This window comes from Arthrobacter castelli DSM 16402 (assembly GCF_000430705.1).
Classification (GTDB): Bacteria; Actinomycetota; Actinomycetes; order Actinomycetales; family Micrococcaceae; genus Arthrobacter_C; species Arthrobacter_C castelli.
Genome location: NZ_AUMN01000030.1, coordinates 18,136 through 32,795, shown reverse-complemented (window position 1 = coordinate 32,795; position 14,660 = coordinate 18,136). Strand labels below are relative to the sequence as shown.

The following is a 14,660-nucleotide window of genomic DNA, read 5'->3' as shown; positions in this document are numbered from 1 at the left end:
CCGCTCCACACACAGCCCGCGGGATCGAGTCATCCCCCTCGAGAAAAGTGCCAGTCACCGCAGTCATACCGGCGAGCAGAGTCTCGTCGAGGTCGAGATCAGGCGGGTTCATGCCGCGAAGAGCGGCCGCGGACGCGTTGGCTATGTAGCTCCGCACACCCTCCCGGACGCCCATCTTCCGGGACACAGTCCGCTGCACGTCCAGCCAGCCCCTATGATCCTCGAATGCCCTCGGTCAGCTTCTGCACGTAATGGGGACTCGAGATCAGCCCAATGATGTTGCCGAAGGGATCTATCACCGATGCGGTGACGAAACCGGCTTCGCGTTCGATGACGGGTTCGTTTTCGCGCGCCCCGAGCACAGTCAGGCGCTCGACGGTGTCATCGAGGTCCTCCACATGCCAGCGGGCGATGACACCACCCGTTGGTGAGCTTGAGTGCTCCGGCAGGTAGCGGCGGTCAATGATCCCGAGTTCATGTTCGTAGTCACCGAGCCGGAATTCGACGTAGGCCGGACTGTCGGCATCGGGTCGCTGAAAGTATGGGTCGACTCCAAGAAACTCGGCATACCAGTCACGCGCCGCGACGACATCCTCGGCCGAGACGTTGACTTGGGCAAGACCCCGCAGCGCGCTCTTCGTTGACATGTCCAGTTCCTTTCATCGTGCACGGCAATCAGTCCACTGGACTCAACGTCCATCCGGGCATACCCGCAGTCACCTCGAACAGCCGGAAACCCCGGCCACTGACAGCACTCTAACCCGGCTACCGAAGCTGGGGCAGAGTGACCCGGACGCTTAGTGTCCTAATACCGACGCTGAGTCTCTTCGTAGCAGTTGGGGATCCCTATTCGGAAGCCAGTAGGCGGTGAGCCCGCCGCAGCACGCGGGGAGCAAACCGGCGGTGCTGGGTCGAAATCAGCCGCCAGACAATGCGGGACCCGCGCCGCTCGTACCGGACCGCGGTGGTCAGTGAGGCTCCCTCGGCGTCGACGCGTACGACCACCTGGTCGCTGGTCAGTTGAGAGGTCGACTCCATTCGTAGCCACCCCGCCGCGGTGTCGACCACCATCCAGCCGGCGACACGACCCTCCGGTTGAGGCGGGCTCAACAGTGCGCCCAGGAGACCGAGGTCGCGCATGCGCTTCAACAGCGACCGGCTGTCCTCGAACATCGCCCGAGCCCATTGCTCCGGGGACCAGCGCTGAGCGTCTTCGGCGATCAGGGCGTGGTGGTCGACGTAGTGCGCGCCGACCAGGGTGACCAGAGCGCGTTCCTCGGTAGGGACATCAGATCCCATCAGGCGTCGCACCACCTCTAGCATGGCTGACACGCTATCATCACGGGCCAGTCAGTTTTCGGACTTCAAGGGTGCCGACAGAACGTCGATCGACAGCGCCGACTGATCGCCAGCCGCCGGCCCGCTGTTCTATGGCAGCACGGCACGAGATCGAGTGTCCCGCAGGCCGATCCTCAAATGACACACCGTGCCAGCAGGCATCGGTTTGGCGATGTAGGTGGATCCGAGGTTGTTTGCACTTCGCAGTCAGATGGATCAGGCCGAATATTTATGCATTCGACGGATCTCGAAATGGAGAAGGCCCGCCGAGGATCGCCAGAGTAGCGCTTGGATCTGACTGTAGGAAAATGTCACGAAACGCGGAATTTCGATGCTGGGTGGGTAAATAAAGCCGCAGGTCAGCGGCCTGCAGCGATGACAGGTGAAACAGGATCCTACAATGTTTGTAGGTTCTTGTTGGACCTGTCTGGTCCCGCGACGGGGCTGTACCGTGTAGTTGTGCAACGAAACAGCCTGCCGCTAGTGGCCACCTTCGTAGCGCTTGGTTCCGGGGGCTTGGCCCTGGTCTCCCCGGCTTTCCCACAGCAGTTTCAGCTGGTGTCCATCATCATTGCCGTGATCGGTATCGCCGCCGCCGGCGTACTGCTGGGCGTCTCGATGTCCCGTCGGTCGTCGAAGAGCAACGCTGATTCAAATAGATAAGTCGGCGCAGCCTTTTTGTATGTTGGAATCCCAGGGTCCTTCGCCCTGTGGCATCGCGCTAGGAGGCGACGCTAGGGGTCGTGGTGCTGGGCGATGTTAAGCACCGTCCCATCGGGCGCACGGACGAAGAATCGGCGAATACCCCACGGCTCTGTGGTCAGGGGGTGAACGATCTGGTATCCGCGTCGAAGGGCTTCCGCGTACGCGTCGTCGACGTCGTCGACCTTGATGGTGAGCAGTGGGTTCTCGGGCGCCGTTACGTCCCGCGACACGAGCTGGATGTGCTCTCCTGAACCGGGCACGACGAAGCGGGTGACCCAGTGGAGCCCCATGTCCTCTCCATCGAGTCCGAGATAGTCCGTGTAGAAGGCCCGCGCCTCCTCGATGTCGGGCACCGTGAGGTCGGTTGTCACGCGGATGACACGCATGGGCTGCTCCAGCTGTCGAGGTCCCTCAATTGTCTCCCGCCGCCCAAAAGGGTGTCCACCGTAGACGACACCCTTTGCCGGTGGCGGCGTGCGAGGTGATGTGCACCGGGTCGGGCGGGCGACCTACGCCGCCCACCGTAGGCGAGGTTACGTTACTGAGCGGATGCTCGCCCGACCGGAGAGCGCGATGATGGTGATTCGAACCAATCGATACAGCGACTCCGAGGAGGACGCATGTTCAATCTCACGACGACGGTTGCCGCGGCGCCAATGGAAGTCCTCGGCCCATTTGCCTGGGGCGCCCCACCGTTCCCGTTCTTCCTGATCCCCCTGTTCTGGCTGCTGATTTTCGGCAGCATCGTGACCGCCCTTTTCCTGACCCGGCGGCGCCGGCGGCGCCTCTGTGCGACACAATCCGGTGAACGAGCTCTGGCTGAGCGATTCGCTGCAGGCGACATCGACGAGGACGAGTTTCGCCAGCGGCGGGATGTACTCCATGAGAGGCGATGAAGAGGTCAGCAGGCAGGCCCGTCCCGGAATCGTCGATCTTGAGCGTGCCCCCAGGCCGCACGTCAAGCGTGAATCAGGCCAATACGGTGGTCCGCGGATCCGGCTCGGACGGCGCATGCGCTATACGGTACTGACCATTCATATCCTCTCCGCCGGAGCGTGGATCGGAATCGATGTCATGGTCGCGGTGCTCGTGACAGTCGGATGGTTCGGCCAGGAGTTGGCGACTCGCGGTGCTGCGTATCAGATTCTCGGTGAGTTCGTCGTCGTCCCAATGATGGTCTCGGCCCTGTTGTGCGCGGCCACGGGACTGATCCTCGGCATCGGCACGTCATGGGGGCTGCTGCGCTATCGGTGGGTGCTGGCCAAACTCGTGATCACGTTCGGGTTGTGCACCCTGATCGTGGTCGCTCTCCGTCCCAGAATTGGCGAGGTCGCTCTGGTCGGGATGCGACTGGGGCGAGGCGGGGCCGTAGAGACGGATCTGGCCTGGTTGTTCTTCCCGCCGGCTGTGTCCCTGGTCGCACTTTCGCTGGCACTGATGTTGGCTGTGTTCAAGCCATGGGGGCGCACTCGACGAATGGGAAGGCACGTGGAGGCCCATCGATGAAGCATCCAGGAATGAGGATACGATGAAGATTCTGGTATTTGGTGCCGGAATCATCGGCCAGATCTACGCGGCACGGCTTACCGCCGCTGGTTGCGAGGTCTCGATCCTGGCCAGGGGCGCACGCTATGACGAACTGGCCGGGCTCGGCATCCGGCTCAACGGACCTGACGGAACGGAGACCAGCAGGCCGACGATACTGGGTCCGGCTGAGCCGCTGACCGGGTTCGATCTGGTCATAGTTGCTGTTCGGCGCGATCAACTCAAGACGGCACTTCCCACGCTGGAGACGATCCACGCCGGTCGGTTCCTGCTGCTGGGTAACGCGCCCTTCGGGATCGCCCAGGAGTTAGGGCGGCGGAAGAAGGTCCGCACGCTCTCTGCCTTCCCCGGCGTCGGCGGTTACCAAATGGAAGATGGACGCATCCGCTACGTGGAGCCGTTGTCGACAACGGTTGCAGAGGCGGCAGGAGACGAACAAGCTGTTCTGGAACTCCTGCAATCTGGCGGCTTTCGGACAGCTACCAGCACCCAAATGAACGTGTGGTTGCAGGGTCAAGCCATATTCATCACAGCCGCCGCTGCCGCACTCAGTGTGGCCGGGGGAGACCCCCGGCTGCTGGCCACTGACCGGCGTCGGCTGCGACAGCTCGTATACGCCGTCAGAGAAGGTTTCACGTCGCTGGAGCAACACGGCGGGCAGCGAATAGAGCCCCGATCACTGCGATTCATCTTCATGTCAATACCGGTGCCACTGGCCGCGCTCTTATTGGGTCGACAGCTACGTGGCGACTTGGGCACGCTCATACTGGGACCGCACGCTCGGACTACTCGCCATACCGAAACACCCGCGATTCAACATGACGTGCAAGCGACGCTCAAAGGTGCGCCGCCGACTCCTACCCTGGATCAGCTTATCGCTGAGGAACGCCGGATCGCCTGACAAGGTCGTCGCACCGGCCAAGCTCGCGCGACTAGTTGTCGAGCATCCGCGTGATCAGCGTTGTCAGGTGTTGCCGGTCATCTTGTGCGGTGTCGCCGACATATTCTCCCAGTCGGGAAATCACGCCATCGTGGGCAGTGGTGCCCACCTGCAGCCCCGCAGTTGTCAGCGCGACCTGGTACGCGCGGCGGTCCCGGTCGCTCCGAGTCCGGGCGACGAGTCCGCGACTCTCGACTCTGTCGACGAGCCCTGAGAGACCGGATTTTTCCAAGTCGAGCATCCGGCCTAAATCTGCCATCCCCACTGGACCATCGACGAGGCGGCACAGCAATTGGGTTTGTTGCGGGGTGAGGTCATGGTCCCGGCTCACCTCGGCGAACACGCGTTGCACCAAGTGTGACAGGCGCACCAGCGCCACTTCCAGGCTGATCCCTGCGGCCCCGGCAGCCATGCGTTGGGCGCGTGCCTCGCCCCCAACCTCGACGTCGGTTGTGTGGCTCATCTCATCGCCTCCTTTGCATCAAGCATAGTTGACGAACGTTCCTACTGCGAACTACTTTAGTTGGTACTACGAACAGTACGCAATGAGAACTAAGGAGTATCAATGGCCGCGAACGTATTGGTAGTTGGTGGTGGGTACGGGGGCGCCGCGGCAGCGAAGGCACTCGACGACGTGGCGGACGTTGTGTTGGTCGAGCCGCGTGACCGTTTCGTGCACAACGTGGCTGCCTTGCGGGCACTTGTCGATCCGGATTGGGTGGAGGCAATTTTCCTTCCCTACAGTGAGTTGCTTACTCGCGGCCGCGTCATACAGGGCCGGGTCACATCAACAGATGGAGAGACGGTAGTTCTGGAGTCGGGGCAGCGTTTTACCCCGGACTACCTCGTATTGGCTTCGGGTTCCGGTTATCCCTTCCCGGCAAAAGTGAACATTGAGCACAACCGGGATGCGGTCGCCACGATGCGCACAACCCACGCTTCGCTTGCTGAATCCAAACGAATCCTGTTGCTCGGTGCCGGACCTGTGGGATTGGAGCTGGCCGGCGAAATCAAGGCTGCCTGGCCGGAGAAGGAAATTACTATCGTGGATCGGGGACAGGACATCATTACCGGTGGCCTCCCGGACGAGTTCCGGGCAGAGCTGCGTGGCCAGCTTGCTGCCCTGGACATCGAATTGGTCCTTGGTACCTCATTGGCTACTCAGCCACCGACGGGCCCGGGGGAACTCGGTGCCTTCACCGTGCCGACCCACTCCGGCCGGGACGTTGATGCAGACATTTGGTTCCGCTGCTACGGCGTCATTCCAAACAGCGCGTATCTCAGTGGCAGCCTCGCCAGAGCTCGACGCGAAAGCGGCCATATCGAGGTCACCGATGACCTCAGAGTGGCCGGACACAGCCGGGTCTTCGCCATTGGGGACCTCACCGCCCTGCCGGAATCCAAGATGGCCAAGGCTGCGGGCGCTCACGCAGAACACGTCGCCGACAATATCCGCAGACTGCTCGACGACCCATCATCCTCGCTGGCCGGATATGCCCCTGCACCGGCGTCCATCTCCCTGCCGCTGGGCCCGGCCGGGGGTGCGTCCTACGCCCCGGGCGTTGGGGTACTTGGCCCTAAGGAGACCGCTGAGATGAAAGGCGGGCATCTGCGGATGGACGACTATCGATCGCTGTTTGGCCTCGCCTGAACCAGGGATTTCAATTCACGTCTCCACTCTTGTTGCTGATGGGAGCAAAACCTGATGATTCCAATGACCAGAGCGACCGGCCACTCATGGTCACAAACCACCCCGGCCCGGGCGAGCACGCTCGCTCTGCTGCTGATCGCCTCAACACTTGTCGTGATGACCGGCTCAGTTGTCGCCCCGGTGCTGGAAGTGATTAGATCCGACCTCGAGGTCAGTGGCACCGAAGCCGGGCTCATCGTCACCGCGCACAGCCTGGCCATCGCGGTATCCAGCCCCCTGATGGGAAAACTGACCGACCGCTTGGGCGTGCGCCCACTACTGGCAGCTGGCCTCGCGCTGTATGGAATTGCCGGTGGGGCAGGTCTGCTCGCCGCCTCATACCCGGCCCTGATTGCCAGTCGGCTCTTCTTTGGTATCGGGGCCGCAGCAGTATTCAGCACTACTACTACCGCCCTACTGATCTTCTACCAGGGACAGCTCAAAGACCGGGTGATGGGGTGGCGCACCACCGCCACCAGTGTCGGCGGTATGGTGTGGCCTCTTCTGGGAGGAGCACTCGGCGGCCATTCGTGGCACGCGCCGTTTGCGATCTACCTCGTAGGGATCCCCCTGGCCATCGCGACACTGGCAGTCCTGCCACCGGCCAGACCCGGCCGAAAGACGCCCTCCGGCGGACACGGGCTGGCCCAGCTACTCATGCATAATCCCGCCCTCCTCAGCGTTTACGGGATGCTTATGGCCAGTGCAGTTTTCATGTACGTAGTGATCATCTTCGTGCCGCAACGATTGGCGACGCTCGGCGTCCATGAGCCATTCCTCGTGGCCATCTACTCTGTTACCACCTGTTCAGCTACGATGAGCTTGGTCGGTCTCGCATACGGTCGACTCCGTGCGAGGCTCCGTTACCGCACCCTGTTACGCCTCGCCGCAGCAGCGTGGATCATCGCGTTCGTCGTGATGGGGACTGCGAGCCAGCCGCCTATCCTGTTGGCCGCCCCTGTCCTCTTCGGTATGGGGCAAGCATTGGCAATACCTTTGCTGACCTCCCTGGTCGGCGCGAGCGTGGCACCCCAACAACGAGGCTCGGCCACCTCCATGATCGGCACCGCAGTTTGCACCGGACAATTCCTGTCCCCACTCCTCATCGGGCCCGTCATCGCTGCCACCAGTGTAACCACCGGCTTCCTCATCACGGCCGGAATCGCCTGCCTCATCCTTGTTGCCTTGAAAGTTCGCCCGTCGGTGCTCGAGCACCGGAAGACGACGTCCGGTCGCGACCGGAGTCGCGTCTGATATTGCCGGTCCGCTCTACTGCGCACATAGTTTCAACTTGTCTCGTGCCTCGTGAAGGGTTCGCCTTTCGGGGCCGTCAGTTTTTATTCCCGGCGGCGCAGCATAGACGTTGCGGTGGCAACGAGATCGCGGTTGTCCCGGGCAATCCTCCCGTCGGGAAGGACCGGTGTGTCCTCGAGTCCGGTACGTATTCCGTGGCCACGAGCAATGGCACGCTCGTTGACGGCCCACGAGGCCACGCCGTCTCCGTGATGGATCTGCTCGAGCCTCACACCGGCACCGGCAAGTGTCCGCTCGATGGCGTCAGCATGCGCGGTAGCTTCGTCCGGGTCGGCGTCGAGGGGTTCGACCATGGCGCGAACACAGGAGGGGGCAACGCCGGAGTTAACGAATTGGCGTGCGTCGTCGAGCGAAAGCAGACCGGCCTCGATGCCGATCCCGCGGACAGTCAGCAATTCGCACAGTTCGATGATGCCGTCTTCGCCTTGGTTGGCGGTCACCACGTCAGGAAGGTCGGTCCACGCCTTGATCAGCTCAATGCGCCGGCGGGGGTCGGCTTCCACCTCCGCTGAGGTGCTCAGCGAAATGGAGATCCCCGGGCACGCGGCGCGGACGGCACGAAGTGTTGCCGCAGATGGTTCGGCAGCGAACGTCTGTCGACCGTCCGCATCAAAGACGTGCAGGTGCACCGCCCGCGCCCCGGCGTCGACGGCGGCCCGAGCCTCGACCGCGGTCTCTTCGGCTGTACGTGGAGCGGCGGGATGCTCGCGGTCACCGTTCAAAGCTGCCTGCAACAGCGGCCTGACTTCCGACATCGGGTTACCTCCTGATTGCTTACTGCCACGAGAGTCAGCCCCGGCGGCGTCGCTCCTGCGAAGTGGCACAACCCTGACGACTTTAGTGGGGCAGTGCCGCCATTGTGTAGCGAAATCCACGGCTGTTGCCTCCAATGTCACTTGATTCCACGTTAAAGTAGGGATATGAGTGACGATTTAGACGACATCGACTGGGATCTCCTTCGAGAACTGCAGACCGACGGGCGGGCCAGCATCGCGCAGCTCGCCCGTCTGGTCAGGCTGAGCCCCACCGCCACGGCTGACCGGATCAGGCGACTCGAATCCAAAGGAGTCATCACCGGCTACACGGCCCGCGTCGATTTGAAGAAGGTCGGTGTGGCCGTCATGGCGGTCGTACGACTTAAATACCCCGGCCGTGCCCGCGAACCGCTCGGGGTGGTGTTCGACAAACGGCCAGAGATTCTCGAGTGTCAGCGCGTCACCGGTGAGGACTGCTACATCCTGAAACTCGCCGCAGCGTCAATGGACCATCTTGCGGCGGTCGTCGATGACCTCGGCGACATTGGCGGCGTCACCACGAATATCGTCTACAACGAACCGATGCCTTATCGGGGTCTCGAAGCACCGCTCTCGGGATAGGAACAGTGACGACATTCCGGAATCCCACGGTGCACGTCTCTCTGTCACATAGCTGCCCGTTCGACGTCGGATCAGCTTGGCCTTTCAGCGAGCATGGTGGGGACGTACTCGAGCAGTTGGAGCCCGCCGTCGAACGTCCTGCTGTCGACCATCTCCAGACTGAAGTCCTGATAGTTGTCATAAATCCGTTCCCGTCCGGTTCTGCCGGTGATTACGGGGAAGACGACCAACCGGAACCGGTCCGCCAGGCCCGCTTCCATCAGTGACCGGCACAGGCTGAGACTGCCGATGGTGAGCATTGGCTTCGCGGCGCTCCGCTTCATTTCTGCCACGGTCTCGACGGCGTCGTTGCTGACCAGCTCAGTGTTGGGCCAGGTCAACGGTGTCTGAAGCGTCGAAGAGAAGACCACTTTGGACACGGCGACGAGTCCGGTCAGGCTGGACGCCTCGTCGGTGGAGAAGTCCGATTCCGCGGCAGCCGCTTCATCGGACCTACCGGACATCGCCCGGTAGGTGTTCGCGCCCATTAACTTTGAGTCGCCGCAGCGGTATGTCTATTCGATCGAGAACAAGCCGGGACCTTACCCCACCGTTCCTTCGCCGTAGAGCCGGGCGAAGTCCGGGGAGTCGAGCCATCCGCTGTACGCCGGAGACTGGGGCCATCCATCGGGAAGGTGCCCCTTGTCGGGGCCGGCGCCCCAAGGGACGCCCCGGCGTACGCGGATTTGCGTAGGTGAATGTGGTTCCAGCAGCGGACGACCTGCCTGCACGCGGTTGCCTAGCCTGACGGGTATGACTACTTCAACCACCACCCGCACCCGCAATATCACGGCGATCAGTGGACTGTTGTGTGCCGTCGTATTCATCGGCGGCCTATTCGTCACGGGTCTCTTGATCCCATCCTCTGCGCCGGCGAACCTCCCCCGCAGCGATCCCGCCGAGATCCAGCAGTTCTTTGTGGAGCAGGGAGACCTTGCCCAAGTCCAGGCATTGATCCAGACCGCCTCGGCCGCCCTGTTGTTGATATTCAGTGGCTCGTTGGCCTCATTGTCGCGCCGGTCGGGCAAGGACACCCGCGGAATGGCGGATATCGCACTGGCTGGAGGCGTTCTGGCCTCCGTGTTCCTGATAATCTCGGCGCTGATTGCAGCCACCCTCGGGGTGGAACAGGTGAACGACAGCCCGGCGGCTGTTTCGCTGCTGCGTCAGCTGAGCTTCTTCGTGGGCGGAACCGGTCACACGATTGGCCTGGGGATTCTGGTCGGCGCTTCGTCCCTGGCCGCACGGGGCGCAGATTTACTGCCCCGCTGGTTGACGACGGCGGGAATGGTCTCCGCCGTACTCTCCCTGCTGTCGGTGCTTTCCCTTATCCTCCCGCCGACAGCCGTCTTCATTCCATTGGGACGATTCTCTGCACTGTTGGTGATAGCAGCGGCAAGCGTGCTCATGGTCCGAGGTAGGACGGTAACGTCAAAGCGCTCACGGGCGGGCATCTCGGTACTGAGCGGCGTGGGAGTGGTGCTGCTGGCCGTCGTCGTCATGGTCGCGGTCTGAGCCACGGATGGTGCGACGCGGTGGGCGGCACGGCCTACCCGGCCCCTATGGTCAGGACCGCCAGCGGGTGGTCATCAGGAACCCGAGGATGGCGATCCCGAAGCCAATGGTGATGTTCCAGGCACCGATGCCCGGGATCGGGTACTGGGTTTGCGTGATGTAGAAGACCAGAATCCACACCAGGCCCAGAAGCATCAGCCCGAACATCACCGGCTTGAACCATACGGGGTTCGGCCCGGGTTCGCGCGTATCCCGGGGGCGGCGATCGGCCTGCTGCGGCTTCTTGCGGGATCTCGACTCGGGCACGAACTCTCCTTGACGCGCTTACCGGTGGTGGTGACCGGCCATTTCGGCATAGTGGCTGCTGTAAAGCTGCTGCTGCCGGCAAGGTATCCTGCTCAGTGAACCATCATCGCCATGCAAGATGTTCAGCAGGGGCCGGTACCAGTGCTTTCTGATGCTCCAGTCTAGCGAACTTCAGCGGCGCAGGGGGTGACGCAGGCAGACAATGAGGGGGAGGCGACGTGGCACACGCATCCGGGCCGTCTTCGGTGCCCCCCGGGTCCCCCGCACCGCGACGCGGCAGAGTGCTGCGTACCGTGATCCAGGTGCTGGGTGAGCTGTTGGTGACTGCCGGCGTCGTGCTTTTGCTGTTTGTCGCCTGGCAACTGTGGTGGACCAATGTACAGGCCAATGACCGGCACGAGCAGGTGGTCCAGGGGTTGGCTGACACGTTCGACGGCGGTTCGCGAGGTGGCCCGGCAAGGTCGCAGGCGGAGCCGGAGGGGCTGCTGTCGGATTCCGGTCCGCCACCGGTGACCGAGGCAGCGGGCCCGCAGGAGCCGTTCGGGATTATGTACGTTCCGCGGTTTGGTGAGGACTACATGCGGCCGCTCATTTCCGGCGTCGGGCCTCAAGTTTTGGACAAGCTCGGGCTGGGCCACTATCCGGAGACGGCGATGCCGGGGGCCGTAGGAAATTTTGCCATCGCAGGCCACCGGCAAACCCATGGCAAGGTCCTCGACGAGATCCATACCCTGGTTCCCGGAGACAAGCTGTACGTGCAGACCGCAGCCGGCTACTACACCTATGTGTTCCGCAATAAGCAGATCGTGCTGCCGCACCGTTCGGATGTGCTGCTGCCGGTTCCGACCCGGCCTGGTGCGGAGTCGCAGGAACGGATCATGACAATGACCAGCTGCAACCCGCGTTTTGGGGACGAGGAACGGATTATCGCCTACTCGGTATTCGAATCGTGGCGACCGCTCGCCGCCGGTCCGCCGCCGGCGATTGAGAGCCAAGTGGAAGCGGCCGGAAAATGAGGGATAATTAGATGTACGGATGGATGTTCCGCCACCTGCCGGGACCGCTGTGGATGCGGATCGTGTTGTCCGTGCTGTTGCTGGCGGCCGCCGTGGTGCTGCTGGCGCAGTTCGTTTTTCCCTGGCTGGAACAGTTCACGCCGCTGACAGACTCTACGATTGGTGCCGCGCACATCCCATGACTACCCGAATCCTGGTGATCGACAACTACGACAGCTTCGTCTACACACTGGTCGGCTACCTGCAGCAACTGGGTGCCGAAACCACAGTGGTAAGGAACGACGACGTCACGCTCGCTGAAGCGATTGAACTCGCTTCGGGCCGCGACGGGGTGTTGGTCAGTCCGGGCCCCGGCGCTCCAGCCGGCGCCGGTGTGTGCATCGAGCTGATCCGGCACTGTGGCGAGACCGGCAAACCGATGCTCGGCGTCTGCCTGGGACACCAGGCACTGGCTGAAGCATATGGCGGCGTCGTGACCCATGCGCCGGAGCTGATGCATGGCAAGACCTCACAGATCCTGCACGGCAGCGGAAATGTGTTTACCGGGCTGCCGAGCCCGCTCACTGCCACCCGGTACCACTCGCTGGCGGCGGTCAGCGACAGTATCCCGGAGATCCTGGAGGTGACGGCGCGCACCCCGGGCGGTGTGGTGATGGGTCTGGCGCATCAGACCGCGCCCTTGTGGGGTGTCCAGTTCCATCCGGAGTCGGTGCTGACCGAAGGCGGATACCAGATGCTGGGCAACTGGCTGGAGTCCCTCGGTATGGCCGGCGCCGGGGCGCACTCGGCCACCCTCAGCCCGTTGATCGCCGCAGCCGACTAATCTTCGGGCGGCGTCGACGCCGTTCCGGTCGGATCCGGACTGGGCGAAGCAGAAGGTGAGGACGAGGGCGAGGACGAGGACGAGGGGCTTGGCGAAGGTGACGGGGTTGGCTCCTGAGTTTCCGGCTCTTCCTCCGGTTCAACCGCCACGGTCAGCACGATCTCCGTCTCCTGGGTAACGGCAGTGCCTGCCTGAATGCTCTGGCTGACAACCGTGCCCGGGGCCGCATCCGCTGTTTCCTTCTTGTTTGTGGAGTAGGGCAATGAAATGGCAGGGTCCTGAAGAGCGGCTTCGGCGTCTTCAATTCGGTCGCCGGTCAACGCGGGCACCGTGACATTTCCCGTGGAGACAATCAGGTCCACCGTCGACTCGGCAGGTACGGATTCGCCCAGTTCAGGATTGGTCCCGATCAATTGGCCGGCAGGTACGGTGGCGCTGTCCACCGACTCAGTGGTGCCGCCGACCAGGCCCAACTGCTGCAGGCTGTCCCGCACGGATGCCTCACTCTGGCCTTGTAGCTTCTTCGGGATGGTGACGCTGTTGGGGCCGGTGGAAATCAGCAGCTCAACGGTGCTGCCTTCCTCGACTTTCGCGGCTGCCTCGGGCGATGTGCCGATAGCTATGCCTTTGGCGACCGATTCGTTCTCCACCCGTTCGGTCTGCGGATCCAGGTCGTTTTCGTACAGCGCGGACAGGGCTTGCGCCTCCGTCATGTCCGCGACGTCGGGAATCTTCACCAACGGCGGAGGAGGCGGTTCGGCCGTCATAGTGCTGTAGAGGTAGAACCCGGCTGCTCCCAGCACCACCAGCAACCCGACGACCAGGGCGGCGATCCATCCTCCCCGCCTCCGCTTCCGCGGGGGTTCGTATTCTTCCTCGTGGAAATCGATCGGACCGCCGTAACCGTCGTCGTCGCCGGCAGCTGGGGCAGGATCGGTGCCGGAGCCACCGGCAGCGGCGTCGTCGATATCCAGTTGCGCCGTGGCGACAGCTGTCATGGCGCGGGTCTGCGGATGGTCAGCATCTCCCGATGCGCCGGCGCGGGGCATCGCCTCAGTGCGGGTTTCATCCGCCGCCGCTGTTGCTCCGGCCGCTGCAGCTCCTGCAGCACCAGTTGCCACGGGCGCGGTCACTGCCTCGGTGTTCCTGCCCTGCTCTTCCGGCACCGCAGGGGCGGGCGGGGTAAGTGCGACGCCGGTGCGGGCTGCCCGAAGTGCCCTGCGGAATGCGGCGGCGTCCTGGAACCGTTCCTGGCGGTCCTTCTCCAGCGCATGGTTCATCACGCTGTCCAGTGCGGAGCCGACTTCCGGATTGAAGTGGCTCGGCGGTTCGGGCATCTCGCGGACGTGCTGGTAGGCCACCGAAACCGGGCTCTCGCCGACGAAAGGCGGGCGGCCGGTCAGCATTTCGTAGAGCAGGCACGCGGCTGAATAGAGGTCGCTGCGCGCGTCCACCGATTCGCCCCGGGCCTGCTCGGGTGAGAGATACTGCGCGGTCCCGATCACGGCCTGGGTCTGGGTCATCGTCGCGGCCGAGTCAGCAATCGCGCGGGCGATGCCGAAATCCATCACCTTAACCGTCTCGTCGGGAGTGACGATGACGTTCGCCGGCTTGATATCGCGGTGCACGATGCCGGAACGGTGGCTGTATTCCAAGGCGGAGAGCACGCCGAGCGTGTGCTCGATGGCATTGCCGATGGTGACTTCCTTGGAACGTTCGAGATCCCGCAACGTCCTGCCGGCCACGTATTCCATGACAATGAACGGCACCGTGACGGCGTCTGTTATTCCATTCGCCACCTCCTGGTCACCGGTGTCATAGACGGAAACGATGCTTGGGTGATTCAGCCCCGCAACAGCCTGTGCCTCCCTGCGGAACCGGGTCCGGAACTGGGGGTCCCGGGCAAGGTCGGGGCGCAAGAGCTTGATGGCCACTGAACGGCCAAGCCGGACGTCACGGCCGAGATGAACATCGGCCATACCGCCGCGGCCGATGAGTTCACCTACTTCGTAACGCCCGTCGAGGACGCGTTGCTCGGACACGTTGCTCCTGT

Annotated in this window: 19 protein-coding genes and 1 pseudogene; 11 read left to right on the top strand and 9 right to left on the bottom strand. The window is 63.0% G+C overall.

Features of this window, described 5'->3' with window-relative positions:
- Positions 1-212 precede the first annotated feature (212 nt).
- Together H535_RS0120020 and H535_RS26925 are read right to left on the bottom strand one after the other, a co-directional pair.
- On the bottom strand, positions 213-647 hold the full coding sequence (locus H535_RS0120020) for a VOC family protein (protein ID WP_026820943.1): 435 nt from the start codon (positions 645-647) through the stop codon (positions 213-215).
- A 199-nt stretch (positions 648-846) separates the two neighbouring features.
- Positions 847-1,299, bottom strand: a complete 453-nt coding sequence (locus H535_RS26925; protein WP_081416842.1) for a hypothetical protein — start codon at positions 1,297-1,299, stop codon at positions 847-849.
- A gap of 522 nt (positions 1,300-1,821) precedes the next feature.
- Here H535_RS26925 and H535_RS0120010 point away from each other — a divergent pair.
- Positions 1,822-2,001: a hypothetical protein gene (locus H535_RS0120010; protein ID WP_026820942.1), complete on the top strand. Its 180-nt coding sequence runs from the start codon at positions 1,822-1,824 to the stop codon at positions 1,999-2,001.
- Positions 2,002-2,072: 71 nt separating this feature from the next.
- On the opposite strand, the gene H535_RS0120005 is transcribed toward H535_RS0120010, so the two are convergent.
- Positions 2,073-2,429, bottom strand: coding sequence for a VOC family protein (locus tag H535_RS0120005; protein WP_026820941.1), 357 nt, complete (start codon positions 2,427-2,429; stop codon positions 2,073-2,075).
- A gap of 234 nt (positions 2,430-2,663) precedes the next feature.
- Between H535_RS0120005 and H535_RS26920 the strand changes: the two genes are divergently transcribed.
- From H535_RS26920 to H535_RS0119990, 3 genes are read left to right on the top strand one after another with little or no spacing between them, the layout of a single operon-like run.
- On the top strand, positions 2,664-2,939 hold the full coding sequence (locus H535_RS26920; RefSeq protein ID WP_035770294.1) for an SHOCT domain-containing protein: 276 nt from the start codon (positions 2,664-2,666) through the stop codon (positions 2,937-2,939).
- Positions 2,926-3,549 carry a hypothetical protein gene (locus tag H535_RS0119995; RefSeq protein WP_245580397.1) on the top strand — a complete coding sequence of 208 codons (624 nt, stop codon included), beginning with the start codon at positions 2,926-2,928 and terminating at the stop codon, positions 3,547-3,549. Before H535_RS26920 ends, H535_RS0119995 begins: the two co-directional genes overlap by 14 nt.
- A gap of 22 nt (positions 3,550-3,571) precedes the next feature.
- Positions 3,572-4,489, top strand: coding sequence for a ketopantoate reductase family protein (locus H535_RS0119990; protein ID WP_026820938.1), 918 nt, complete (start codon positions 3,572-3,574; stop codon positions 4,487-4,489).
- A gap of 31 nt (positions 4,490-4,520) precedes the next feature.
- On the opposite strand, the gene H535_RS26915 is transcribed toward H535_RS0119990, so the two are convergent.
- Positions 4,521-4,991, bottom strand: a complete 471-nt coding sequence (locus tag H535_RS26915) for a MarR family winged helix-turn-helix transcriptional regulator (protein WP_081416841.1) — start codon at positions 4,989-4,991, stop codon at positions 4,521-4,523.
- Positions 4,992-5,093: 102 nt separating this feature from the next.
- Between H535_RS26915 and H535_RS0119980 the strand changes: the two genes are divergently transcribed.
- Both H535_RS0119980 and H535_RS26910 read left to right on the top strand, forming a co-directional pair.
- Positions 5,094-6,179, top strand: coding sequence for an FAD-dependent oxidoreductase (locus H535_RS0119980; protein WP_026820937.1), 1,086 nt, complete (start codon positions 5,094-5,096; stop codon positions 6,177-6,179).
- Between the two features lie 63 nt (positions 6,180-6,242).
- On the top strand, positions 6,243-7,472 hold the full coding sequence (locus tag H535_RS26910; protein ID WP_051299585.1) for an MFS transporter: 1,230 nt from the start codon (positions 6,243-6,245) through the stop codon (positions 7,470-7,472).
- A gap of 83 nt (positions 7,473-7,555) precedes the next feature.
- On the opposite strand, the gene H535_RS0119970 is transcribed toward H535_RS26910, so the two are convergent.
- Positions 7,556-8,287, bottom strand: coding sequence for a 3-keto-5-aminohexanoate cleavage protein (locus H535_RS0119970; RefSeq protein ID WP_026820936.1), 732 nt, complete (start codon positions 8,285-8,287; stop codon positions 7,556-7,558).
- Between the two features lie 165 nt (positions 8,288-8,452).
- On the opposite strand from H535_RS0119970, the gene H535_RS0119965 reads away from it, so the two are divergent.
- The gene (locus H535_RS0119965; RefSeq protein WP_026820935.1) at positions 8,453-8,908 is read left to right on the top strand and encodes an Lrp/AsnC family transcriptional regulator; all 456 of its coding nucleotides are present in this window, start codon (positions 8,453-8,455) and stop codon (positions 8,906-8,908) included.
- A gap of 71 nt (positions 8,909-8,979) precedes the next feature.
- Here the strand turns inward: H535_RS0119965 and H535_RS26905 are convergent.
- Together H535_RS26905 and H535_RS29705 are read right to left on the bottom strand one after the other, a co-directional pair.
- Positions 8,980-9,438 (bottom strand): annotated as a pseudogene (locus tag H535_RS26905) (dihydrofolate reductase family protein); the annotation flags it as partial.
- Between the two features lie 51 nt (positions 9,439-9,489).
- Positions 9,490-9,678 carry a hypothetical protein gene (locus tag H535_RS29705; RefSeq protein WP_211236644.1) on the bottom strand — a complete coding sequence of 63 codons (189 nt, stop codon included), beginning with the start codon at positions 9,676-9,678 and terminating at the stop codon, positions 9,490-9,492.
- Positions 9,679-9,700: 22 nt separating this feature from the next.
- Here H535_RS29705 and H535_RS0119955 point away from each other — a divergent pair, with 22 nt between their 5' ends.
- Positions 9,701-10,462, top strand: coding sequence for a hypothetical protein (locus H535_RS0119955; protein ID WP_026820934.1), 762 nt, complete (start codon positions 9,701-9,703; stop codon positions 10,460-10,462).
- A gap of 51 nt (positions 10,463-10,513) precedes the next feature.
- On the opposite strand, the gene H535_RS0119950 is transcribed toward H535_RS0119955, so the two are convergent.
- Positions 10,514-10,768, bottom strand: a complete 255-nt coding sequence (locus H535_RS0119950; RefSeq protein WP_026820933.1) for a cell division protein CrgA — start codon at positions 10,766-10,768, stop codon at positions 10,514-10,516.
- Positions 10,769-10,986: 218 nt separating this feature from the next.
- Here H535_RS0119950 and H535_RS0119945 point away from each other — a divergent pair, with 218 nt between their 5' ends.
- From H535_RS0119945 to H535_RS0119935, 3 genes are read left to right on the top strand one after another with little or no spacing between them, the layout of a single operon-like run.
- Positions 10,987-11,784: a class E sortase gene (locus H535_RS0119945; RefSeq protein ID WP_026820932.1), complete on the top strand. Its 798-nt coding sequence runs from the start codon at positions 10,987-10,989 to the stop codon at positions 11,782-11,784.
- Between the two features lie 11 nt (positions 11,785-11,795).
- Positions 11,796-11,966, top strand: a complete 171-nt coding sequence (locus tag H535_RS29500) for a hypothetical protein (protein WP_026820931.1) — start codon at positions 11,796-11,798, stop codon at positions 11,964-11,966.
- The gene (locus H535_RS0119935) at positions 11,963-12,607 is read left to right on the top strand and encodes an anthranilate synthase component II (protein ID WP_026820930.1); all 645 of its coding nucleotides are present in this window, start codon (positions 11,963-11,965) and stop codon (positions 12,605-12,607) included. Before H535_RS29500 ends, H535_RS0119935 begins: the two co-directional genes overlap by 4 nt.
- On the opposite strand, the gene pknB is transcribed toward H535_RS0119935, so the two are convergent.
- Positions 12,604-14,649, bottom strand: a complete 2,046-nt coding sequence (gene pknB / locus H535_RS26900; RefSeq protein ID WP_051299591.1) for a Stk1 family PASTA domain-containing Ser/Thr kinase — start codon at positions 14,647-14,649, stop codon at positions 12,604-12,606. The two genes, H535_RS0119935 and pknB, sit on opposite strands and share 4 nt — an antisense overlap.
- Positions 14,650-14,660 lie beyond the last annotated feature (11 nt).